The organism is Segatella copri (assembly GCF_024330485.1).
GTDB classification, from domain to species: Bacteria; Bacteroidota; Bacteroidia; order Bacteroidales; family Bacteroidaceae; genus Prevotella; species Prevotella copri_L.
In genome coordinates, this window is sequence record NZ_JANDWX010000022.1 from 17,212 (window position 1) to 39,424 (window position 22,213).

The window sequence follows — 22,213 nt, forward strand, 5'->3', positions numbered from 1 at the left end:
TTATTTTGCCTCTACGTTCTTTTCTTTCGCTCTCTTTGTGCTGGAAGCGATGCTCCATACACCGGCGATGATGAGCGGAATGCTCAATATCTGTCCCATATCCATAGGCAGACCTGCCTCGAATGCTACCTGAATCTCCTTGGTATATTCGATGAAGAAACGGAAGGTGAAGATGAGAGTAAGGCAAAGACCGAAATAGAAACCGGTGCCTACGCTCTTAGGTCCTCTCTTCTTGTAGATGAAGAGGATGAGGAGGAAGAAGCAGAAGTATGCCAAAGCCTCGTAGAGCTGACCCGGATGGCGTGGATACTGGTCTTCGCGAACGAAGATAAATGCCCAAGGCACATCGGTTACCTTGCCGATAATCTCTGAATTCATCAGATTGCCCAAACGGATAAAGGTGGCTGTAATGCCTGAGCAGATACCCATATTATCGAGCACTACCCAGCCGCTCACCTTCATGTTGCGGCAATAGAGCCAGATGCCGACGAACATGCCGAATACGCCTCCGTGGCTCGCCAGTCCCTCATAACCCGTAAACTTCCAACTGCCGTCTGGCATGTGGTGGATAGGTATCAGCATCTCGATGAAGTGATCCCACTGGGTGAGGAAATATTCCGGCTGATAGAAGATGCAATGTCCCAAACGGCCACCTATCAGTACACCGAAGAAGATGTAGAGAAACAGTGGGGAGAACTTCTCATCTGAGAGCCCCTGCTGCTTGTAAAGCTTGCTCATGAGCAGATAGCCCAGCAGCAGACCAATCATCCAGCAGGTGGAGTAGTAGCGGATGGTCATAGGACCCAGATGAGCCAGAATAGGATCTGGGTCCCATACGATATAGTTAAGCAGATTTGCTATCATAACCGTAGAAGAATAGGATTATACATTGAAGCGGAAGTGCATGATGTCACCATCCTGTACGACGTATTCCTTGCCCTCGATGCCGAGCTTACCAGCTTCGCGTACAGCTGCCTCAGAGCCATACTTGATATAGTCATCATACTTGATAACCTCTGCACGGATGAATCCCTTCTCGAAGTCGGTGTGGATGACGCCGGCACACTGAGGAGCTTTCCAGCCCTTGTGATAGGTCCATGCCTTGACTTCCATCTCACCAGCGGTGATGAATGTTTCGAGGTTCAGCAGGGCATATGCCTTCTTGATGAGTCGGTTTACGCCGCTCTCTTCCAGTCCGAGTTCTTCGAGGAACATCAGTTTGTCCTCGTAGGTTTCGAGCGATGCGATGTCTTCTTCTGTTTTGGCAGCGATGACCATGCACTCAGCACCTTCTTCCTTGGCGATTTCCTCTACCTTCTTGCTATACTCGTTGCCGGTCTTGGCAGAAGCCTCGTCAACATTGGCTACGTAGAGCACAGGCTTGGTAGTGAGGAGGAAGAGGTCGTGAGCCACCTTTTGCTCTTCCTTGGTTTCGAAAGTAACGCCACGAGCATTCTTTCCCTGCTCCAGAACAGCCTTGTAAGCCTCCAGAACGGTAACCATCGTCTTAGCATCCTTGTTGCCTGCTGCAGCAGTCTTCTTCTGCTTGGTGAGCTGAGATTCGATAGTTTCCAGGTCCTTGAGCTGCAACTCTGTATCGATGACGCTCTTATCCTCCAAAGGATCAACCTTAGCGCCACCCTCGCGAACGATGTTGTCATCGTCGAAGCAGCGGATTACGTGGATGATAGCATCGCACTCACGGATATTTCCCAAGAATTTATTACCAAGACCTTCGCCCTTGCTGGCACCCTTTACGAGACCTGCGATATCTACGATTTCGCAAGTAGCTGGGACGATGCGTCCTGGGTGAACAATCTCTGCCAACTTGTTGAGTCGCTCATCTGGTACGGTGATGACGCCCAAGTTTGGTTCGATAGTACAGAAAGGGAAGTTAGCTGCCTGTGCCTTTGCACTAGACAAACAGTTGAACAGTGTAGACTTACCCACGTTTGGGAGGCCTACAATACCACATTTTAATGCCATTTTATCTTTAAACGTTTAAATATTTGGTGCAAAGGTACACATTATAAATGAAAGATACGAAGAAATAGTGGAAAATTATCTAAAAATCATAGATGACGAGTGAAATCCTTACATCTTCTCTAGTTATAGAATTATGATAGATATTATTTCTTTTTGCTATTCTTTTTGGTCAATGTCTTTTCGTCAGATTTTAATCTGCGTTCTACTTTCTTGACGTCTTCACCTGCTGGTAGATCTTCTGGCACAATGCCACGTTGGAGCATCATATTACGAACAGCCTTATTATTATCGACATGCTCTTGACAGATAGATTGCTGACCATGTAAATCCTTTTGCTGAACGTTGACAGAAGTCATTTCTGCAGCAAAATCTTTGGCTTTGATATTGAGTGTAGGGAGGAAATCGGCGAGAGGCCTGCTGTTGGGAGCACCCAATTTACGTTTGAGAAGAGCCGTGTCGAGATTAAACAACGCCTTGTCGCCCAAGGAGCGAATGATGGCAAAGCCTTTGCTGTCCACACCTCTTTCATATAATACACCAGAGAGACGCTTTTCTGTTTCTGCAAGTTTTGCACGTGCTTGTACACGTTCGTATTCCAGCAAACGCTTTTGCACCAATTCTGCTCGGCGAGTTTGTACGGCAAAGTAGTTTTGGGCAAAAGAGATTTGTGGCTTGCGTGGATCGCCATTTTGGGCAATAAGGTAGCAAGCATAACGAGTCAGCATGTAGTCTTTGACTTCACGCTGAGCACCTTTTGCAAGATTTATCATTTTGCTGACGTCAGCAAAATGATATGATACTTCTTGCCCTGCATTGGTACATGATGCTTTTGCCTTTTCGATAATTCCTTCGAAATTACGCCATTGGCTATAACCTAACACTTGTGCAAGTTCTCTTGCACTCCAACATTCTACGCCTTCGTATTCGTTGGCGATAGCTTCGAATTGCTCGAACAATTCTTTGATTTCTTCTTCCTTCATAATCGTTTATTTTTATGATATTTCGGCAAAGTTACGCTTTTTATTTGGTAGCTGCAAGGAAATCTTTAGTTATTTTTCATTTTTTACTTTTGGAAGAATATTGTTTATTTTTTTAGGAAAAACTCTTTGTCTTCTTTAAGCTTGTTATAGATTTCATCGTCAAACTCTCGGATGTCTTCGTCAGTCAATACTCCGTCATAGTATAGGTAACATACGGTGATGTAATATCTACCTCCTGACATCCCATCGTATCGGCGAGCGATATGCTTGTCGAATTGGTATACCTTATCATATAGTTTGAGGTATGCATCGTGTGCATCCTCTGCTGATGCGTTCTTGTTCATGAAATCTTTGGTGGATTGCATGAACTTGGCACACTCTCGCTGCAAGCCCAAATTAATGAGCTTGCGAGCTGTTTTCTTCTGAGACTTCGTTAATTCTATCATGTTCTAAACGTTTCTTTTCTTTTTTAGCCTTATTTCTTATTGATATACATTTCTTGCAGATGTGCAGTCTGTGTCCTTTACCACTGAACGACTCGTTGGATTTATACTCTCCACACATCTTGCAATAATGTCCTTGATGCTTATGTTTCTTTTTACCCATGACTTATTTTGCAAACAACTTGCCGATGAGATTCAAGAGATTAGAGACAGTCTCTTTGCTCTCTATAGGAATCTTGATGGAGGTTTCGCCTGTCTGCTCGTCTTTCTCAACGATGGAATCAACCAGTTGGGCAGTGGCTTCTGGCGACTTCAAGGTCTCTGCTAAGCCTGAGAGGAAAGATATTCCTTGGGCTACCAAATCCTTTGGCTGATTTGAGCGATTAGTGACGGATTCTCTGTTCGAAGATGAATTCGTTTGCTGCTGGATGGAAATCTCTTCTTTTTTTTCCTGGTGGTCTTCTTGGCGCTGTTGCCGTTTTGACCAACTGTCTGCTTATTGTTCTTTGCCATTGTTATGTTGCTTTATTTAAAACGTTTAAATATATTTGATGCAAAGTTACACATTATAAATGAAAGATACGAAGAAATCGTGGGAAATTAACTAAAAATCATAGATGAGGGAAGAATCAACGATGGTAAACCGACAGAAACGCTTGAGGAAGTGCAACGATATAGGTGAAGACGCTGGAATATACGGGAGAGGTGTTTGGAAAATATTACATAAGTCTTTGGGATATATAGGATAAGTTGCTGGAAGAGATAGGATAAGTTGCTGGAAAAGATACCTTCTGCAACCGCACAATAGCTGTTGTGCGGTTGCACATCACCTGTTGTGCGCATGCATAACAGCTGATGTGCGGGCGTAGTTCAGTTGTTGTGCGATGAATTTCTTAGAATTATGGTGATCATTTTGCTCAGCACCCCTATGGGCATGAGTAGTTACTGTGGTAGAAACGAGATGTAAATAAAGTTAAAAAGGTCTCATGTCATATTCCCTACATTGGGAAGACAACATGAGACCTTTTGTTAGTATGATGGTTTTTATCCTTCGATTACCCCCTTCCACAATCCGTGAAGGTTGCAGTATTCTCGAGCCGTAACATCCTTGGCTTCTGCGTTGGTCAGGAAGATAGCTTCAGGCTTTTCGCCTGGCTTCAACTCGTGACGAAGCACATCGGTAGGGGTGAGCAATTCTATCCATTGGATGTAATGCTCTGGAAGCATCGGATGCTCCACACTTCCTACTGTTACGCGATAGCCGCCCTCAATAGGTTCTATCACAGGCACGTGCTTCTCTTTTGCGCCATCACTGGTGTTTTCCTTCATCAGCTTCATCGGCTCGCCACAGCAACTGAGCACGGCTCCTGGGTTTACAACTTCTACTACATTGCCACAAATCTGGCAGCGGTAGATTTCTCTAACTTTTGTCATAATGGTTCCTCCTATTATTTTATGAATGTGTTGCCTGAATATCAGGCATTTCATTCAGATGATTCCTTTGTGAGGATTTCCTTCGGGTGATTCCTCCAAAAGAGCCTTATTCCTCTACAGGGCTGAAATCTTCCTTGCCTACTCCGCAAAGAGGGCAAACCCAATCATCAGGGATGTCTTCGAATGCTGTACCTGGAGCGATGCCGCCCTCTGGATCACCTACTTCTGGATCATAAATCCAACCACACACGTCGCAAACATATTTCTTCATAATGTTCCTTTCTTTCTTAATTTGATTGATTAGTGTTATCTATTCACTTTTAATCAGACAGGTGCGTTTGCATATCTTTCTGATTTACAATGCAAATATACACTTTATTTCTGTAAGAACCAAATAAATTTGAAAATATTATAATTTTATTATCCTTTTTAATCTAAATAAACAAAGATTTCTAGATGTACTTGTGAATAAAGGAGTTATTTGTCTTTTTAGTAGTGTTTTGATAGAAGATTTAATTGTTTCATGTGAAACATCTCGAAAAAGAAAAGCTCGCAAGATGAACGTTTGGTATCTTGCGAGCTTCTTTGTTTTTAAGTTGCCTTGCGGTTTCTGCGGCCGCTTTCTGGTTTTTCTAATGTGCTTCTAGCCAGTTGTTTCCCCATCCGGCATCAGCAACCAGAGGCACACTGAGCTGGTAGGCGTTCTGCATCTCTTCTACCACAATCTTCTCTACCTTTTCTTTCTCTTCCGGATATACGGAGAAATTGAGTTCGTCATGCACCTGGATAATCATCTTGCTCCTGATGCCTTCTGCTCTGAATCGGTTGAAGATGCGGATCATAGCCACTTTGATGATGTCTGCCTCAGAGCCCTGGATAGGGGCATTGATGGCATTGCGCTCGGCAAATCCTCTTACAGTACCATTCTTGCTGTTGATGTCTGGCAGGTAGCGACGGCGGTGGAAGAGGGTTTCGGCATAGCCTTTCTCTCTTGCCATTTCCTTTGCCTTCTCCATGTAAGCCTGAACACCAGGGAAGGTGCGGAAGTAGTCTTCTATGATCTGCTTTGCCTCTCGGTTTTCGATGTTCATGCGTTGGGCAAGACCGAAGGTCGTGATGCCGTAGATGATGCCGAAGTTGGCAGTTTTTGCCTTCTTGCGCTGTGCATCTGTTACTTCTTTGATGTCTTCGTGCCAAATCTTGGCAGCTGTAGCTGCATGAATATCAGAGCCTTCACGGAATGCTTCTACCATGTTTGGATCCTGGCTCAGGTGTGCCATGATGCGAAGTTCTATCTGTGAATAGTCGGCAGAGAAGAACAGGCAGCCTGGTTCTGGGATGAAGCATCTGCGTATCTCCTTGCCATCGTCATCGCGTACAGGAATATTCTGCAGGTTTGGATCACTTGAAGAAAGACGTCCTGTGGCTGTGATGGCTTGGTTGAAAGAGGCATGAATGTGCCCGGTGCGAGAGTTGATAAGCTTTGGAAGGGCATCTATATAGGTTCCCAAAAGTTTCTTTAAACCTCTGTAGTTCAGTATCTCATCGATGATTGGACTCTTGCTGCGCAGCTGCTGAAGAACTTCTTCGCTTGTTACGTACTGGCCCGTCTTCGTCTTCTTAGGCTTCTCCACAATCTTCATCTTTCCGAAGAGTATTTCTCCAACCTGGCGTGGGGAAGCGATATTGAACGATTCGCCTGCCAACTCATAGATATGATGTTCTATCTCATTGAGGCGGTTGGTGAGTTTCTCGGATGTTTCCTTCAGGGTATCGGTGTCGATGCATACTCCCGTCATCTCCATGTGGGCTAAAACAGGTACAAGCGGCATTTCTACATTCCAGAACAGATCTTCACAATCTATCTCTTTGAGTCTTGGTTCGAGCACATTTTTCAATCTCAAGGTGATGTCGGCATCTTCGGCAGCATATTCGTAAATGTCTGATGGGGCGAGATCGCGCATCGACTTCTGGTTCTTTCCCTTCGGACCAATCAGTTCTTCGATGTGGATGGTCTGATAGTTGAGGAATACTTCTGCCAAGTAATCCATGTTGTGGTAGAGTTCTGGCTGGATGAGATAGTGGGCGAGCATCGTATCGAACATCTTGCCCTGAATCTCTATGCCGTAGTTCATCAACACCTCGTAATCGTATTTGATGTTCTGCCCCACTTTCAGGATTTCCGGGTTCTCGTAGAGAGGTTTGAAGATGTTTACGATTTTTAAGGCTTCTTCACGATTTGCCGGAATTGCTACGTAGAAAGCCTCTTTTTCCTTCACGGCAAAGCTCAAACCCACCAATTCTGCATCAATAGCAGCAGTAGATGTGGTCTCTGTGTCTAGACTGAGAATATTGAATGTCAATAAATAGTCACAAAGTTTCTTTGCATCTTCTTCTGTATCAATTAGTTTGTATGAATGAGAGGTCGTTTTAAGGGTCTCAAAACTCGCGTTTTTTGACTCTTCCTTACCATCGGCAGGCTGTGCGCCAAATAAATCGAGCTCTCCTGTAGACTTTGTTTGCACCTTTTTAGGTTTGTTAAGAACTCGGTTGGCAAACGACTTAAACTCCAACTCGGTGAAGATTTCATCCAATTTTGTGTTGTCTGGCTCTACCCGTTTCAAATCTTCCATCTTGATCTCTACCGGAACATCGGTTCGTATGGTTGCCAGGAACTTTGACATCCTGATATCTTCTACAGCACCCTCCACTTTTTCGCGGAGCTTGCCTTTCACTTGAGAAGAGTTCTCGATAAGACCTTCTACACTACCGAACTCGTTGATAAGTTTGATGGCTGTCTTTTCTCCCACGCCCGGACAGCCTGGGAAGTTATCAGCTGAGTCACCCATCAGAGCAAGAAGGTCGATAACCTGGAGTGGGGAAGTGATGCTGTATTTCTCTTCAATTTCCTGTACGCCCAACTTTTCGTATCCACCGCCATGACGAGGACGGAACATGAAAACATTGTTACGAACCAGTTGTGCGTAATCCTTATCGGGTGTGAGCATGTAGGTTTCCATCCCCTTTTCACCTGCCTTCAAGGCAACTGTTCCAATGATATCATCCGCCTCGAAACCATCTACCTGAAGGATAGGGATATGATATGCCTCCAGGATATTTTTGATGATAGGCACAGAGAGTTTGATGTCTTCCGGTGTCTCTTCTCGTTGAGCTTTATATGCCGGGAAAGCCTCATGACGGAAGGTCTTGCCATGGTCGAAAGCTACCGCTATATGGGTAGGTTTCTCCTTGGTAAGTATCTCGTTGAGGGTATTGCAGAACCCCATTACACACGAAGTATTGAGTCCCTTCGAATTGATTCGAGGGGCTTTCATAAAGGCGTAATACGACCTATAAATGAGCGCATACGCGTCTAAAAGGAACAATTTATCCATAATATTCATTTTTGTGGTGTAAAATTACTAAAAAAATGCGATATTTCAAGAAGAATTGATTAATTTTGTAACAAATTTCAGAAATTAAGTAGATTTACTCACATATAATGGACTATTTATCACTTATCAAGCTGCCTATAGAGGCAGAATTAGCAGATTTTATAGATTTGTTCAACAAGTCTCTCATGCATAGCGATGGCCTCCTTTCCCAGGTGCTCGACCACATCCGTCAGCGCGCTGGAAAACGTATGCGCCCTATACTCATCTTGTTGATGGCACGTAATTTTGGAAAGGTTTCCAGTGTTACCCAGCATTCTGCGGTAGGTCTGGAGCTTCTTCATACCGCTTCGCTGGTACATGATGATGTGGTTGATGAGAGTGGGGAGCGCCGCGGACAGGCTAGCGTGAATGCTACTTATAATAATAAGGTGGCTGTGCTTGTGGGCGATTTCATTCTTTCCACTGCCTTGCTTCATGTATCTTATTCGCATTCAGAGGAAATCGTGCGTTATCTTGCTGAGTTGGGACGTATCCTGTCTAATGGTGAGATTCTTCAGCTCAACAGTATCAGTAATGAAGAGATATCGGAAGATATTTATTATCAGGTGATTAAGCAGAAAACGGCTGCTCTCTTTGAGGCTTGCGCCGGTATCGGAGCGATGTCTGCCAATGCTTCAGAACTGCAGATTGAAGAGGCGAAGCGTTTCGGACAGAACCTGGGCATTATCTTCCAGATTCGTGATGATATCTTTGATTATTATGATTCCAAGGAGATAGGTAAACCTACTGGTAATGATATGGTTGAAGGAAAACTGACTTTGCCTGTAATATATGCTTTGAAGTCTACCGGTGATGAGGAGATGATGAAGCTTGCCAGAAAGGTAAAGGCTCATACTGTGACGGCTGATGAAATAGCTCAGTTAGTGGCATTTACAAAGGCAAACGGAGGTATTGAATATGCGGATAAGCGCATGTGGGATTTCCATGCCGAAGCCATGAATTTCCTCGATACTTATGTGGAGGATAAGGATATTTACAATGCCTTGAAGGCTTACCTGGATTTTGTGATTGAAAGAAAAGCTTAATATAAAAAGGGTTGGTTCTCAGCGAGAATCAACCCTTTGTTTTTTGTATTCTATTGATAATCAGTTACTTTTCTTTAGAAGTATTTAATCTCCTTGCCCAGAATTTCGCTCAAGAGGAGGTTAGTCAGGCGTGATGTGCCGAGGCGCAACCACTGGTTGGTCAGCCATTTCTCGCCCAAAACTTCCTTCACGATGGTGTAGTAAACTACGGCATCATGAACGGTATTGATACCACCTGCAGGCTTGAAACCAATCTGAATGCCAGTCTTTTCGTAATATGCCTTGATAGCCTGGCACATAACGTATGCTGCCTCAGGGGTAGCTGAGACCTTCTCCTTGCCTGTTGAGGTCTTGATATAGTCTGAACCTGAGTACATTGCGAGGATAGAAGCCTTCATGATGTTGCTGCAATTGTTCAGATCGCCTGTCTCCAAGATGCACTTCATCTTATGCTCTCCGCATGTCTCCTTGAGTTCCTGAATATCATCGCAGAGACCCTCGTAATCTTCGCTGAAGAACTTGCCAACAGGCATTACGATATCCACCTCTGTAGCACCATCCTTGATAGCCATAGCGGTTTCTGCGATCTTTACCTCGATAAAGGTCTGAGATGATGGGAAATTACCGCTTACTACAGCGATTTCTACGCCGTCAACCTCCAGACTCTGGCTGATAAGGCCGGCAAAGTTAGGGTAGGTACATACGGTTGCTACGTGAGGAAGCTGAGGATAATCCTTGGCAAACTGGTTCACCTTTTCAATCATCTTCAGGATGCTTTCTTCTGTATCTTCTGTATGGAGAGAAGTCAACTCGATGCTACCGAAGAGGAACTTCTTGACCTCCATGGTCTCATTCTCTGCTACCTTTTCATCGAGAATCTTCTTTACTGCAGCAGCTACTTCCTCATCATTGAGGTCGCAGTTGTACTGCTTCAAAACTGATAAATACTTGTCGTCTGACTCTTTATACTGTCCCTGCTGTGCAAGAACCTGTTCTTTAATACTGCTCATACTTAATGTTATTTATATAATTATTAAAGTTAAGTTTTTATATGAATAGCAATTTTAATTCTTGTTTTCTTGTTCTTTATCTTCCTGATGCTCAGATAGTTTTGGGTTGTTTTTATGTCTTTCAGAATCCCTTTTGGTCTTCTTGTCAAAACTCTTCTGGAGTTCTTCTGTCAAGTCAACCCCTGTCTGATTTGCCAGGCAGATAAGCACCCAAAGAACATCGGCCATTTCTTCGCCTAAGTTAGGTTTCTCGCCTTTCTTAAAACTCTGGTCGCCGTATGTTCGGGCAATGACGCGTGCCAGTTCGCCCACTTCTTCTGTGAGGCAAGCCATATTGGTAAGTTCGCTGAAATAGCGTACGCCATATTCTTTAATCCACTGATCTACAGCTTCTTGTGCTTCTTTTATTGTCATCTTCCTAATTCTTTTATGGGGAAAGATGCCTTTCTTTCAGGGTAGGGCATTATTCCTTGTTGTGAGTATCCATCATGATGGTTACCGGTCCATCGTTCAGTAAATCAACCTTCATATCGGCACCAAATTCGCCTGTTCCTACTGGCTTTCCGAGTGCATCGGATAGCTTTTTGCAGAACTCCTCATAGAGTGGAACGCTGATTTCGTGCTTGGCTGCTCTGAGCCAGCTTGGGCGGTTTCCTTTCTTGTAGCTGGCAAATAGGGTGAACTGGCTGATGACCAGAATCTCACCATTTATATCCATGATGGAGCGGTTCATAACATGGTTTTCGTCGTCGAAAACACGGAGTCCTATTACCTTTCTGACCAGCCAGTCTACATCTTCTGAAGTGTCGCTTTCCTCTATTCCCAGAAGGATCAGATAGCCTTGTCTGATGGCAGATTTAACCTCTCCTTCTATGGTAACTGAGGCGTGAGAGACACGCTGTATTACGATTCTCATATTACTATTTTGAACTTTGAATGATGAACATAGAACTTTATGAATAGCATTTATGGAATGCTTTGTTCTGTTCAATCCCTGTTATTGTTTATATATTATATATAGTATAGTTTGAACTGCAAATATACAACTTTTATTTCATATTCTCGCCTTTTTCTGCAAAATATTTTGCAAGAATTTCCGCCTTATGTGGGCCTAATACCTCTGAAAGTTGTTCCAACGATGCTTCTTTCATCTTTTTCACGCTCTTAAACTTGCTCAGAAGGGCTTCTCTAGCTTTCGGACCGATGCCTTTGATATCGTCTAATTCGGAGTGCAGAGCATGCTTGCTGCGTTTGTCGCGATGGAAGGTGATAGCGTATCTGTGCACCTCATCCTGTATCTGTGTCAGCACCTTGAACAGCTCACTTTCGGGTGGTAGGGCGATGGTTTGAGGAGGGAATCCGAAGAGGAGTTCGTTGGTTCTGTGACGGTCGTCTTTTGCAAGTCCTGCGATAGGGATATCCAGGTGTAATTCGTCAACAATAACCTCTCTGACGACGTCCATCTGACCCTTTCCGCCATCGGTAATAATGAGGTCCGGAAGTGCTGATCCTTCCTCTATCATGCGACTGTACCGGCGCCTTACCACCTCTTGCATGGATGCGTAATCATCCGGTCCTTCTACCGTCTTGATGTTGTATTTCCTATAGTCTTTTCTGGATGGTTTCATACCTTTATATACGATACATCCTGCCACGGCATCAGTACCGGATATGTTGGAATTATCGAAACATTCTATCTGGTAAGGCATCTTCGTAAGCTTTAATTTGGCTTGCAATTCCTTCATCAATCGGGTCTGTTTCTGCTCCGGATTGAGTTTTTCAGCCTGCTTCAGACGGTCGAATTTATACTGCTTGCAGTTCATTTCCGACAGTTCCAGAAGATGCTTTTTGTCACCTCTCTGAGGTACGAAAAAGGTTGCATCTTTCAGTTTCCATTCCATCTCGAAAGGCACGATTATCTCCTTCGAAGTGGAGTGGAAACGCTCTCTGATTTCCGGAATGGCAGTAATCAGAAGTTCCTCGTCACTCTCTTCTAACTTGCGCTTGTATTCGTATGTGAAGCTCTGGTTGATGGTGCCGTTTTTTACGTGAATATAGTTGATGAAGGCGTTCTTGTTAGCGTCATCATTCACGATTGTAAAGACATCAACATCCGTAATGGTGTGGCTTACTACCTCGCTTTTTGCCTCAAATTCATCCAGTAATTGGTACTTTTTCTTATATTCTTCTGCTATCTCAAAGCGTAGAAGTTCGGCATTTTTCATCATCAAATCGTAGAGATATTTGCTTACTTCCCGCGTGTTTCCCTTCAGAATTTCACGCGCCTGACGCATGTTTTCCTGATATTCCTCATAGCTCTGCTTGTTGATGCAGGGTGCTCCGCAGTTGTGGATATGATACTCCAGACACGGCTTGTATCTGCCTTCAGCTACGCCTTCCCTGGTGATAGGCATTCTGCAGGTTCGGGGTTTATAGAGCTTCTTGATGACCTCTAAAACAGCATACATGCTGCCGATATGAGGGTAAGGACCGAAGAAGGTTCCCACCTTTTTATTGATATGGCGAGTCTTGAAAATGCGTGGAAAATACTCGTTTGTTACACATATAGAAGGGTATGTCTTACCGTCTTTCAGCAGGACATTGTATCTTGGATTATACTTTTTGATCAGGCTGTTTTCAAGCAAAAGTGCGTCTTCTTCTGTGTTTACGACCGTATAAGATATGTCGTGAATCTTAGAAACAAGCACCTTTGTCTTGTATCTGTCTACCTCTTTATGGAAGTAGGAAGATACTCTTCTCTTCAGATTTTTCGCCTTTCCCACATATATAATCGTATGATTTTCGTCGTAATATTGGTAGCTTCCTGGCTTCTCCGGCATACTTAAAACGATGTTCTTAAGCCTTGCCAAGCGCTCCTCATTCTCTTGTTTCGTCATATTTTTACTTGTTTTTAAAGGGAAAACGAGCGTTACTGTTTCACGTGAAACGGCAACGCTCTAGTGTCTTTTACTGCTTCCATGCTGCATTCTCGCAGTATTTCTTGCAGTATTTTTGCTGCTTATAACTGTAATAAAGTAGTTACTTCAACGTCTGGATCAAAGGACTTTCTGCCTTCGAAATTCTCGTTTACGAGTTCGATAATGAAGTTGGCATATACCTTTTTCGGATGGAATTTCTTTACCAGATCGCATGCTGCTTTCATGGTTCCGCCAGTAGCGAGGAGGTCATCGTGGAGGAGTACGATGTCGTTCTCATTGATGGCATCTTCGTGGATTTCGATGGTGTCGATACCATATTCCTTAGCATAACTTTCCTGTACGGTTTTGCATGGAAGTTTGCCTGGTTTGCGGCATAAAACTACACCGGCTCCGAGACGTATTGCGAGGGCTGAAGACATTACGAAACCGCGTGATTCGATGCCTACAATCTTGGTGATTCCTTTGTCTTTGTAGAGTTCGTACATCTCATCGCTGATCTCTTTTAAAGATGCAGGATTCTTGAAAAGGGTTGATACATCGCGGAAGTTTACACCCTTGATTGGCCAATCTGGAATGCAACGCAGATTGTCTAATAATAGCTGATTGTTCATTACTTTTTTATGCTTTAAATTGATACTTATTTTATTCTTTTTTTTGTGCTTCTTTTAATGGGCTTTTTGCCCGTTTGTTTTTGCGTTTTACTTGATTTTATCAGCTTTTGTTTCACGAATTGCTGAAGTTTTACTTTAACCGCAAAACACTTGATGCAACCTTTCTTAAGCGGTTGAGCATCAAATGTTTTGCTGATAACCTGTTTCACGTGAAACATTTGGGATTCCCTTGTTTTTCGCTGTGAAACGGCTTATCTTCCGAGTAATACAAGCATCACGTTGATATCGCTTGGTGATACGCCCGGAATTCGGCTTGCCTGTGCCAAAGTTTCCGGGTCGATTCGCTCGAGTTTCTGGCGTCCTTCTGTAGAGATTTCGTGGAGCTCGGAATAGTTGAAACGGCCCTTGATTTTGATGTCCTCCAAACGGTGCATCTTGTCGGCAATGAGACGCTCTCGTTCGATGTAACCTTTGTACTTCATCTTGATTTCTGCAGCTTCCGTTATCTCTTCCTTTCGGTTGGCTGGTGTTTCCAGTGCAGCCTTCAGGTCCGGAATAATCTCCGAAAGATTCGTGAGATTCAGGTGCGGACGAGCGATGAGGTCGATGAGCTTGCAGCCGGCGCGAAGTGGAGTAGTACCGAGTGCTTCCAGTTTTGGATTTATCTCATCCTTCTTGATAGGATAGTTGGCGCAGAATTCAATGATTCTTTCGATGGCTTCTTTTTTCTCTATCCACCAGTCGTAACGGTCGCGTTTGGCAATTCCGAGTTCGTATGCTTTTTCTGTGAGTCGGGCATCGGCATCGTCCTGGCGGAGCAGAATGCGGTATTCGGCTCTGGAGGTAAACATGCGGTATGGTTCGTCAACTCCCTTTGTGGTGAGGTCATCGATGAGTACGCCGATATAACTCTCGTCGCGATTCATCTCAAATGTCTTGTCTCCGACACAATGCAGGGCTGCGTTGATTCCTGCCACGGTTCCCTGACCTCCTGCTTCTTCATAACCGGTAGTTCCGTTCACCTGTCCGGCAAAGAAGAGGCCTTTGATGATTTTCGACTCCAGTGAATGTTTGAGTTGGGTAGGGTCGAAGTAATCGTATTCGATGGCGTAACCCGGTCTGTAAATCTTCGCATCTCTCAATGCCGGAATCTCATGAAGAGCGTTCAACTGGATTTCCATCGGCATGCTTGAAGAAAAACCGTTCAGATACATCTCGTTCGTATCTTCGCCTTCCGGCTCCAGAAAGAGCGGATGCTGATCTTTGTCGGGGAAGGTAACGAGCTTGGTTTCGATACTCGGACAGTAACGTGGACCGGTACTCTGAATCTGACCATTATATAAAGGTGAGTCAGCGAGACCGCTTTTTAAAGTTTCGTGTACCTTCTTGTTTGTGTAGCAAGTCCAGCAAGGCAATTGTTTCAGAACCCGGTGTTCGCCCATATAAGAGAACTGGTGAAAATCGCTGTCGCCCGGCTGTTCTTCCATATCTTCGAAATGAACACTTCTCTTGTCTATTCTGACCGGAGTTCCGGTTTTCATTCTGGCTGTAGTGATACCCCATCGGGTGATGCTCTCTGTAAAGTTGTGTACGGCAGGTTCGGCGCATCTTCCGCCTTCTACCATCTTTCTTCCTACATGCATCAGGCCGTTCAGGAATGTTCCAGCGGTGATGATGATGCTCTTGGCGTAGAACTCGGCTCCCCAGATGGTTTTTACGCCGATGGCCTCTCCGTTAGCAACGAGCAGTTCGTCTGCTTGGTCTTGCCAGATGTCGAGGTTGTCGGTATGGTCGAGGATGGTTCTCCATTCCCAGATAAACTTTCCTCTGTCGCATTGGGCACGGGGGCTCCATACGGCAGGACCTTTGCCGATGTTGAGCATTCGGAACTGGATGGCGGTTTTATCCGTTACGATACCCATCTGTCCGCCCAATGCATCGATTTCGCGCACAATCTGTCCCTTGGCAATACCTCCGATGGCGGGGTTGCAACTCATCTGACCAATCTTGTTCATATCCATCGTTATCAAACAGGTTTTGGCACCCATGTTTGCAGAGGCTGCAGCAGCCTCGCATCCGGCATGTCCTCCACCGATAACGAGCACGTCATAATTGAATTTCATACTTCGTTTAATCTATATTTTTTCTAATTTTCGGCAAAAGTAAGAAATAAAATCGAAATTTTAGCAAAAATACTTTGATAAATCATTAAAATATAGTAATTTTGCAGCAGACTTGCGAAAATATACCTAGAAATGAGGATTGCAGAATGCCAAAAAATAGGTATTGCAGGGACGAAAAGTGTGGAATATAAATTAGTTTCAAACAGTTAAATAATTAAATTTCAATCATTTATGTGGTTAATCAATTCATCTATTGGTAGAAAGGTAGTGATGTCAGTAACTGGTATCGCTCTTATTCTATTCTTGACATTCCACGGTTGCATGAATGTTGTTGCTCTCTTCTCAGGAGATGCTTACAACATGATTTGCGAATTGTTGGGTGCTAACTGGTACGCCGTAGTTGCAACTTTAGGTTTGGCAGCTTTGGCAGTTTGTCACATCGTTTACGCTTTCATCCTGACAGCACAGAACCGTCGTGCTCGCGGTAACCAGCGTTACGAGGTAACAGCAAAGCCAGAGAAAGTAGAGTGGGCTAGCCAGAACATGTTGGTGCTCGGTATCATCATCGTTCTCGGTTTGTTGCTTCACCTCTTCAACTTCTGGTACAACATGATGTTTGCTGAGCTTTTGGGTACTAGCTTCGGTCACAGCCCAGCAGACGGCTTCGCATTCATTCAGGACACCTTCGCTAACCCAGTATTTGTAGTCCTCTACATCATCTGGTTGGTAGCTCTTTGGTTCCACCTCACTCACGGTTTCTGGAGTGCTATTCAGACTCTCGGTTGGAGCGGTAAGACTTGGTTCTGCCGTTGGAAGATGATCGGTATGATTTACTCTACCATCCTGCTTCTCCTCTTCATCGTAGTTGTATTGGCATTCGCTTTCGGTTGCGCTCCATCTTTGTGCTGCGCATAATTCGTGTAATCATTTAAGTATTAAAAAAGATTATGGCAAAAACATTAAATTCTAGAATACCTGAAGGACCAGTTGCTGAGAAGTGGACCAACTATAAGGCTCACCAGCGTTTGGTTAACCCAAAGAATAAGTTAAAGCTCGACGTTATCGTTGTAGGTACAGGTTTGGCAGGTGCTTCTGCTGCTGCTTCTCTCGGCGAGATGGGCTTCAACATTTTGAACTTCTGCATCCAGGACTCTCCACGTCGTGCTCACTCTATCGCAGCACAGGGTGGTATCAATGCAGCTAAGAATTATCAGAATGATGGTGACTCTGTTTACCGTCTGTTCTATGATACAGTAAAGGGTGGTGACTACCGTGCTCGTGAGGCTAACGTTTACCGTTTGGCTGAGGTGAGCAACGACATCATCGACCAGTGCGTAGCTCAGGGCGTTCCTTTCGCTCGTGAATACGGTGGTATGCTGGCTAACCGTTCTTTCGGTGGTGCTCAGGTATCTCGTACATTCTATGCTAAGGGTCAGACAGGTCAGCAGCTCCTCCTCGGTGCTTACTCTTCTTTGAGCCGCATGGTTGAGGCAGGTAAGGTTAAGCTCTTCACCCGTTACGAGATGGAGGATATTGTGATCGTTGACGGTCACGCTCGTGGTATCATCGCTAAGAATTTGATTACAGGTAAGTTGGAGCGTTTCTCTGCCAACGCCGTAGTTATCGCTACCGGTGGTTATGGTAACGCATACTTCCTTTCTACAAACGCTATGGGTTGTAACTGTACAGCAGCTATCCAGTGCTACCGCAAGGGTGCTGACTTCGCTAACCCATCTTACGTTCAGATTCACCCTACATGTATCCCAGTTCACGGTACAAACCAGAGTAAGTTGACTTTGATGTCAGAGTCACTCCGTAACGATGGTCGTATCTGGGTTCCTAAGAAGATTGAGGATGCTAAGGCATTGCAGGCTGGTACAAAGAAGGGTTCTGATATTCCTGAGGAAGACCGCGACTACTACTTGGAGCGCCGTTACCCAGCATTCGGTAACCTGGTTCCTCGTGACGTGGCTTCTCGTGCAGCTAAGGAGCGTTGCGACAAGGGCTTCGGTGTCAACAACACAGGTCTTGCCGTATTCCTCGACTTCTCTGAGTCTATCAACCGTCTCGGCATCGACGTTATCCTTCAGCGTTATGGCAACCTCTTCGATATGTACGAGGAGATTACCGACGTTAACCCAGGTGAGTTGGCTAACGAGATCAACGGCGTGAAGTACTACAACCCAATGATGATCTTCCCTGCTATCCACTATACAATGGGTGGTATCTGGGTTGACTACGAGTTGATGACCACTATCCCTGGTCTCTTCGCTATTGGTGAGTGTAACTTCTCTGACCACGGTGCTAACCGTCTTGGTGCTTCTGCTTTGATGCAGGGTTTGGCTGACGGTTACTTCGTATTGCCATACACCATCCAGAACTACTTGGCCGATCAGGCATTGTGGCCAAAGCTCTCTACCGATCTCCCAGAGTTCGCAGAGGCAGAGGCAGGTGTTCAGAAGGAAATCGACCGCCTGATGGGTATCCAGGGCAAGCGCTCTGTAGATTCTATCCACAAGGAGTTGGGTCACATCCTTTGGGAGCACGTAGGTATGGGTCGTACCAAGGAAGGTCTTGAGGAAGGCTTGAAGAAGATGAAGGCTCTGCGCGAGGAATTCAACAAGAACCTCTTCATCCCTGGCAAGAAGGAAGGCTTGAACGTAGAGTTGGATAAGGCTATCCACTTGCGTGACTTCATCTTGATGGGCGAGTTGATCGCTTACGATGCATTGCACCGCAACGAGAGCTGTGGTGGTCACTTCCGTGAGGAGTACCAGACAGAGGAAGGCGAGGCAAAGCGTGATGACGAGCACTTCTTCTACGTAGGTTGCTGGGAGTATCAGGGCAACGATACAACTGCTCCAGTGCTCAACAAGGAACCTCTCGAGTATGAGGCAATTAAGGTACAGACAAGAAATTACAAGAATTAAAAAGCGAACAAGACAATGGCAAGAAATATAAGTTTCACAGTTAAGTATTGGAAGCAGGACGGTCCTACAGCACAGGGTCACTTCGATACACACGAGATGAAGAACATCCCAGATGATACCTCATTCCTCGAGATGCTCGACATCTTGAACGAGGAGCTCATCGAGTCAGGTCAGGAGCCTTTCGTCTTCGACCACGACTGCCGCGAGGGTATCTGCGGTATGTGCTCTCTCTATATTAATGGTACACCTCATGGTAAGACTGAGCGTGGTGCTACAACATGTCAGCTCTACATGCGTCGTTTCAACGATGGTGATGTTATCACCGTTGAGCCTTGGCGTTCTGCTGGTTTCCCTATCATCAAGGACTGTATGGTAGACCGTTCAGCATTCGACAAGATCATCCAGGCAGGTGGTTACACCAGCATTCGTACTGGTCAGGCTCAGGATGCCAACGCTATCCTGATTCCTAAGGAGAATGCAGACGAGGCAATGGATTGCGCTACATGTATCGGTTGCGGTGCTTGTGTTGCTGCATGTAAGAATGGTTCTGCTATGCTCTTCGTCAGCTCAAAGGTTAGCCAGCTGGCACTTCTCCCACAGGGTCGTGTAGAGGCTGCTGCCCGTGCTAAGAAGATGATTGCACGCATGGATGAGCTCGGATTCGGTAACTGTACAAACACTCGTGCTTGCGAGGCTGTTTGTCCTAAGAACGAGTCTATCGCTAACATCGCCCGCTTGAACCGTGAGTTCTTGAAGGCTAAGTTGGCTGACTAATCCATCGTTTCTTTTGAGACACCGGAATTTTCTCTCTGCATCTTTACGGATGCGAGAGAATTTTCCCAACAACTCTTCACTCTTCACCTTTTGCGTGTAAGTAGTTGAAGGATAGGAAGTTGGGCGGGTGAAGAGTTTTTTTTACTCTTCACCCGCCCTTCACCTTTTTAGGCTGTTGGCAGCTAAGCGGCTCTGCGTTTATACCTTTCCCAAAATCGTAAAAGGTGAAGAGTGGTGAAGAGTGGGTGAAGAGTGCCGAAAATCTCTTCACCTATGTAATGTGTTGTGCTTCAGTTGTTTATACAGAAAAGGTGAAGAGTGAAGAGCTGATTGCGATATTCCTGCCAACCATGCTTCTTTTGAAATAAGAGAAAGGATGTTTGGCAAACTGTTATACAGGAACAGCCGACTAGCCTCTGTTTCGCTAGTCGGCTGTTTGCCTTTTGCCAGTATGCTGTTTTTCTTCTGCCAGCCTTCTGTTTTTCCTAGTCAGTTGTTTTATCTCCGATAGTTATGTACTGAACTTTCGCAAGTTTTGCCCCATACGCCCTGTAAGGGCAGAAGCTCCTAGCCCAGGGGCATCGCCCTGGGTATAATGGCAATCAGCAAGGCGCCCTGTAAGGGCAAAAGCTTTGTATATTGCCCGGTATTTTAAAGCTTTTGCCCTTTACCTTTCCGCTACGCACCGGTGACCGTTGGTTCAGGGCGTGGGAGTTTACATGCGAAATTTGAGTAAATTATCAGATATTCTGAGAAATATTTTGTAATCTCATCAGAATATCGTAAATTTGCGGTTATTAAGAATAAGTAATGTAATGACGAATCACTCAACAGAAATAATGAACCAAGCAACGCTTGATTTTATCCGCCAGCATCAGGACGATGATGTTCGCCAGTTGGCTTTCCTCGGCAGCAAGTATCCCGAGGTAGATATGCCTTTCGCTCTCGACCAGATTCGCGGGCGAAAGATGGCTCGTGTGAAACTGCCCCGTTGGGCAAACATCGATGGCATTATCTATCCCCCTCATATTTCGATGGAGCAATGTTCGTCAGAGCAAACGGCACTTTATAAGGCTGAACTCGCTGCCCGGCTGCTCGGTTTGTCTCCTTCATCATCCGAAAACGGAGAAGAAAAGGAGATGGAGAGCGAAAACGCCTCAAATCTTCATCTTTCTGAAATTTGCGAATTTGCGGGCAAAGGGGCAGTTGATTCAGAATTCGCCAAAAATGAAGCTACTTGCAAAAAGCAACAGATATTAACAGAATCAAAAGAGAATGTTAATGAAATGAAAGAAAAACCTCATGAAGGAGATTTTTCTGAAGAAACCGGGTTTGTTGACCTGACCGGCGGCTTCGGAGTAGACTTCTCTTACATCGCTTCCCGATTGGGCGTGAAGTCGATGTATGTGGAGCGTCAGGCTCATCTCTGTGAAGCAGCGAAGGAAAACTTTGGGCGGTTGGGCTTGAAGAACGCCATCGTGAAGAATGGAGACGGAATAGAGGTGCTGCATTCTTTTGTTTCAAAGAAGGATGATGCTGCATCAGAATCTTTAGGCATAACTGAAGACCAGTCTCAGTCATTACTTAAGACCAACCTTGGTCTTAAGCTGATCTTCATCGATCCTGCCCGTAGAGACGATGCGGGCAACAAGGTAGTATCCTTGAAGGATTGCACGCCCGATGTCACCGTTTTGCAGGAAGAAATGCTTTCGAAGGCAGATTACGTCATCATCAAACTCTCTCCGATGCTCGATTGGCACCGTGCCATAAGCGAATTAAACTGCGTACAAGAGGTTCATATCATCTCCGTGAACAATGAGTGCAAGGAACTCCTTTTAGTGCTCTCAGCTCGAAATATGGGCGGAAAGGTGGCTTCATCGGCAGATGGAGCAGCTGGAGAAGTAAAACATGCCGGGAGTCTCCGTATTTATTGTGTCAATGATGCCCAGTCCTTCGTCTGCGAAGAGTTGGATATGGAGTCTTCTTCGGTGAAGATAGCCCCATCCACCCTTGAAGAGATGCAGTATCTTTACGAGCCGAATGCCTCTCTGATGAAAGCCGGCTGTTTCGGTGTTCTTTCCAAGCGATATGATGCAAGGATGCTTTCCAAGAACAGTCATCTTTTCGTGAGCCGTGAGCCTATCGCCGTCTTCCCCGGCAGAAGTTTCCGCATCATTGCCATCTCCTCCTTTAATAAAAAGGAGTTGAAGCGTCATCTGTCAGGAATCACCAAGGCGAACATCGCCATCCGCAACTTCCCTCTTTCCGTAGCAGAATTGCGCAAGCGATTGAAGTTGAAGGATGGTGGCGAAACCTATATCTTCGCCACCACATTGAGCGACGAAAGCCATGTGCTGGTAATAACGGAGAAAGCTTAGAAAACCTCGAAAATGTGTAAAATGTAAAGGTCTGAAAAGAAAAATATATCAGCAACAGCTTGATAGAGAAAAAATAGGTGAGGTGTGCTGCCACAGTGGCGTTTTATCTCTTTAATGAAAAAGTT

The 22,213-nt window shown here is 45.0% G+C and carries 20 protein-coding genes; 6 read left to right on the forward strand and 14 right to left on the reverse strand.

Annotated elements, in window-relative coordinates; all coding sequences use genetic code 11:
- The 8 genes from lgt to polA form a co-directional block, all read right to left on the reverse strand.
- On the reverse strand, positions 1–864 hold the full coding sequence (gene lgt / locus NNC77_RS11650) for a prolipoprotein diacylglyceryl transferase (RefSeq protein WP_217744678.1): 864 nt from the start codon (positions 862–864) through the stop codon (positions 1–3).
- Between the two features lie 18 nt (positions 865–882).
- Positions 883–1,986: a redox-regulated ATPase YchF gene (ychF, locus tag NNC77_RS11655; RefSeq protein WP_022120130.1), complete on the reverse strand. Its 1,104-nt coding sequence runs from the start codon at positions 1,984–1,986 to the stop codon at positions 883–885.
- 143 nt (positions 1,987–2,129) lie between these two features.
- Positions 2,130–2,966: a DNA damage-inducible protein D gene (gene dinD / locus NNC77_RS11660; protein WP_217326530.1), complete on the reverse strand. Its 837-nt coding sequence runs from the start codon at positions 2,964–2,966 to the stop codon at positions 2,130–2,132.
- 104 nt (positions 2,967–3,070) lie between these two features.
- Positions 3,071–3,412, reverse strand: coding sequence for a hypothetical protein (locus NNC77_RS11665; protein ID WP_022120128.1), 342 nt, complete (start codon positions 3,410–3,412; stop codon positions 3,071–3,073).
- Between the two features lie 163 nt (positions 3,413–3,575).
- Positions 3,576–3,770, reverse strand: coding sequence for a hypothetical protein (locus NNC77_RS11670; RefSeq protein ID WP_181976486.1), 195 nt, complete (start codon positions 3,768–3,770; stop codon positions 3,576–3,578).
- A gap of 683 nt (positions 3,771–4,453) precedes the next feature.
- Entirely contained in the window at positions 4,454–4,843 is a 390-nt protein-coding gene (locus tag NNC77_RS11675; protein ID WP_022120121.1) for a desulfoferrodoxin, read from the reverse strand.
- Positions 4,844–4,949: 106 nt separating this feature from the next.
- The gene (gene rd, locus NNC77_RS11680) at positions 4,950–5,114 is read right to left on the reverse strand and encodes a rubredoxin (protein WP_022120120.1); all 165 of its coding nucleotides are present in this window, start codon (positions 5,112–5,114) and stop codon (positions 4,950–4,952) included.
- A 361-nt stretch (positions 5,115–5,475) separates the two neighbouring features.
- Positions 5,476–8,238 (reverse strand): DNA polymerase I, encoded by a 2,763-nt coding sequence (polA, locus tag NNC77_RS11685; protein ID WP_254971348.1) that lies wholly within the window; start codon positions 8,236–8,238, stop codon positions 5,476–5,478.
- Positions 8,239–8,345: 107 nt separating this feature from the next.
- Between polA and NNC77_RS11690 the strand changes: the two genes are divergently transcribed.
- Entirely contained in the window at positions 8,346–9,323 is a 978-nt protein-coding gene (locus NNC77_RS11690; RefSeq protein WP_117729278.1) for a polyprenyl synthetase family protein, read from the forward strand.
- 74 nt (positions 9,324–9,397) lie between these two features.
- Here NNC77_RS11690 and deoC read toward each other — a convergent pair whose 3' ends face one another.
- The 6 genes from deoC to mnmG all read right to left on the reverse strand — a co-directional run bounded on the left by deoC (position 9,398) and on the right by mnmG (position 16,006).
- Positions 9,398–10,333, reverse strand: coding sequence for a deoxyribose-phosphate aldolase (deoC, locus tag NNC77_RS11695; protein WP_254971347.1), 936 nt, complete (start codon positions 10,331–10,333; stop codon positions 9,398–9,400).
- Positions 10,334–10,387: 54 nt separating this feature from the next.
- Complete coding sequence (locus tag NNC77_RS11700; RefSeq protein WP_117695099.1) at positions 10,388–10,747, reverse strand: nucleotide pyrophosphohydrolase; 360 nt, start codon at positions 10,745–10,747, stop codon at positions 10,388–10,390.
- A gap of 49 nt (positions 10,748–10,796) precedes the next feature.
- The gene (dtd, locus tag NNC77_RS11705) at positions 10,797–11,249 is read right to left on the reverse strand and encodes a D-aminoacyl-tRNA deacylase (protein ID WP_117695101.1); all 453 of its coding nucleotides are present in this window, start codon (positions 11,247–11,249) and stop codon (positions 10,797–10,799) included.
- A gap of 133 nt (positions 11,250–11,382) precedes the next feature.
- Complete coding sequence (gene uvrC / locus NNC77_RS11710) at positions 11,383–13,230, reverse strand: excinuclease ABC subunit UvrC (RefSeq protein ID WP_254971346.1); 1,848 nt, start codon at positions 13,228–13,230, stop codon at positions 11,383–11,385.
- 122 nt (positions 13,231–13,352) lie between these two features.
- Positions 13,353–13,883: an adenine phosphoribosyltransferase gene (locus NNC77_RS11715; protein WP_217312919.1), complete on the reverse strand. Its 531-nt coding sequence runs from the start codon at positions 13,881–13,883 to the stop codon at positions 13,353–13,355.
- Between the two features lie 251 nt (positions 13,884–14,134).
- Positions 14,135–16,006 (reverse strand): tRNA uridine-5-carboxymethylaminomethyl(34) synthesis enzyme MnmG, encoded by a 1,872-nt coding sequence (gene mnmG / locus NNC77_RS11720; RefSeq protein WP_254971345.1) that lies wholly within the window; start codon positions 16,004–16,006, stop codon positions 14,135–14,137.
- A gap of 231 nt (positions 16,007–16,237) precedes the next feature.
- On the opposite strand from mnmG, the gene NNC77_RS11725 reads away from it, so the two are divergent.
- The 5 genes from NNC77_RS11725 to NNC77_RS11745 all read left to right on the forward strand — a co-directional run bounded on the left by NNC77_RS11725 (position 16,238) and on the right by NNC77_RS11745 (position 22,088).
- Positions 16,238–16,921, forward strand: coding sequence for a succinate dehydrogenase/fumarate reductase cytochrome b subunit (locus NNC77_RS11725; RefSeq protein ID WP_153122193.1), 684 nt, complete (start codon positions 16,238–16,240; stop codon positions 16,919–16,921).
- Between the two features lie 32 nt (positions 16,922–16,953).
- Positions 16,954–18,936, forward strand: a complete 1,983-nt coding sequence (locus NNC77_RS11730; RefSeq protein WP_153073137.1) for a fumarate reductase/succinate dehydrogenase flavoprotein subunit — start codon at positions 16,954–16,956, stop codon at positions 18,934–18,936.
- Positions 18,937–18,951: 15 nt separating this feature from the next.
- Positions 18,952–19,710, forward strand: a complete 759-nt coding sequence (locus tag NNC77_RS11735; RefSeq protein WP_022120108.1) for a succinate dehydrogenase/fumarate reductase iron-sulfur subunit — start codon at positions 18,952–18,954, stop codon at positions 19,708–19,710.
- Between the two features lie 224 nt (positions 19,711–19,934).
- A complete protein-coding gene (locus NNC77_RS11740) occupies positions 19,935–20,078 on the forward strand; it encodes a hypothetical protein (protein WP_200756603.1) in 144 nt (47 codons plus the stop codon).
- A gap of 471 nt (positions 20,079–20,549) precedes the next feature.
- Entirely contained in the window at positions 20,550–22,088 is a 1,539-nt protein-coding gene (locus NNC77_RS11745) for a THUMP-like domain-containing protein (protein ID WP_254971343.1), read from the forward strand.
- The last annotated feature ends 125 nt before the right edge of the window (positions 22,089–22,213 follow it).

Excerpts from the sequence above, each read along its gene's own strand:
- polA (WP_254971348.1), bottom strand. The coding sequence starts at position 8,238 with ATGGATAAATTGTTCCTTTTAGACGCGTATGCGCTCATTTATAGGTCG.
- NNC77_RS11700 (WP_117695099.1), bottom strand. The coding sequence starts at position 10,747 with ATGACAATAAAAGAAGCACAAGAAGCTGTAGATCAGTGGATTAAAGAA.
- NNC77_RS11690 (WP_117729278.1), top strand. The coding sequence starts at position 8,346 with ATGGACTATTTATCACTTATCAAGCTGCCTATAGAGGCAGAATTAGCA.
- NNC77_RS11665 (WP_022120128.1), bottom strand. The coding sequence starts at position 3,412 with ATGATAGAATTAACGAAGTCTCAGAAGAAAACAGCTCGCAAGCTCATT.
- dtd (WP_117695101.1), bottom strand. The coding sequence starts at position 11,249 with ATGAGAATCGTAATACAGCGTGTCTCTCACGCCTCAGTTACCATAGAA.
- NNC77_RS11745 (WP_254971343.1), top strand. The coding sequence starts at position 20,550 with ATGAACCAAGCAACGCTTGATTTTATCCGCCAGCATCAGGACGATGAT.
- uvrC (WP_254971346.1), bottom strand. The coding sequence starts at position 13,230 with ATGACGAAACAAGAGAATGAGGAGCGCTTGGCAAGGCTTAAGAACATC.
- mnmG (WP_254971345.1), bottom strand. The coding sequence starts at position 16,006 with ATGAAATTCAATTATGACGTGCTCGTTATCGGTGGAGGACATGCCGGA.
- NNC77_RS11725 (WP_153122193.1), top strand. The coding sequence starts at position 16,238 with ATGTGGTTAATCAATTCATCTATTGGTAGAAAGGTAGTGATGTCAGTA.
- deoC (WP_254971347.1), bottom strand. The coding sequence starts at position 10,333 with ATGAGCAGTATTAAAGAACAGGTTCTTGCACAGCAGGGACAGTATAAA.
- rd (WP_022120120.1), bottom strand. The coding sequence starts at position 5,114 with ATGAAGAAATATGTTTGCGACGTGTGTGGTTGGATTTATGATCCAGAA.
- NNC77_RS11735 (WP_022120108.1), top strand. The coding sequence starts at position 18,952 with ATGGCAAGAAATATAAGTTTCACAGTTAAGTATTGGAAGCAGGACGGT.
- dinD (WP_217326530.1), bottom strand. The coding sequence starts at position 2,966 with ATGAAGGAAGAAGAAATCAAAGAATTGTTCGAGCAATTCGAAGCTATC.
- NNC77_RS11675 (WP_022120121.1), bottom strand. The coding sequence starts at position 4,843 with ATGACAAAAGTTAGAGAAATCTACCGCTGCCAGATTTGTGGCAATGTA.
- NNC77_RS11715 (WP_217312919.1), bottom strand. The coding sequence starts at position 13,883 with ATGAACAATCAGCTATTATTAGACAATCTGCGTTGCATTCCAGATTGG.
- NNC77_RS11730 (WP_153073137.1), top strand. The coding sequence starts at position 16,954 with ATGGCAAAAACATTAAATTCTAGAATACCTGAAGGACCAGTTGCTGAG.
- ychF (WP_022120130.1), bottom strand. The coding sequence starts at position 1,986 with ATGGCATTAAAATGTGGTATTGTAGGCCTCCCAAACGTGGGTAAGTCT.
- lgt (WP_217744678.1), bottom strand. The coding sequence starts at position 864 with ATGATAGCAAATCTGCTTAACTATATCGTATGGGACCCAGATCCTATT.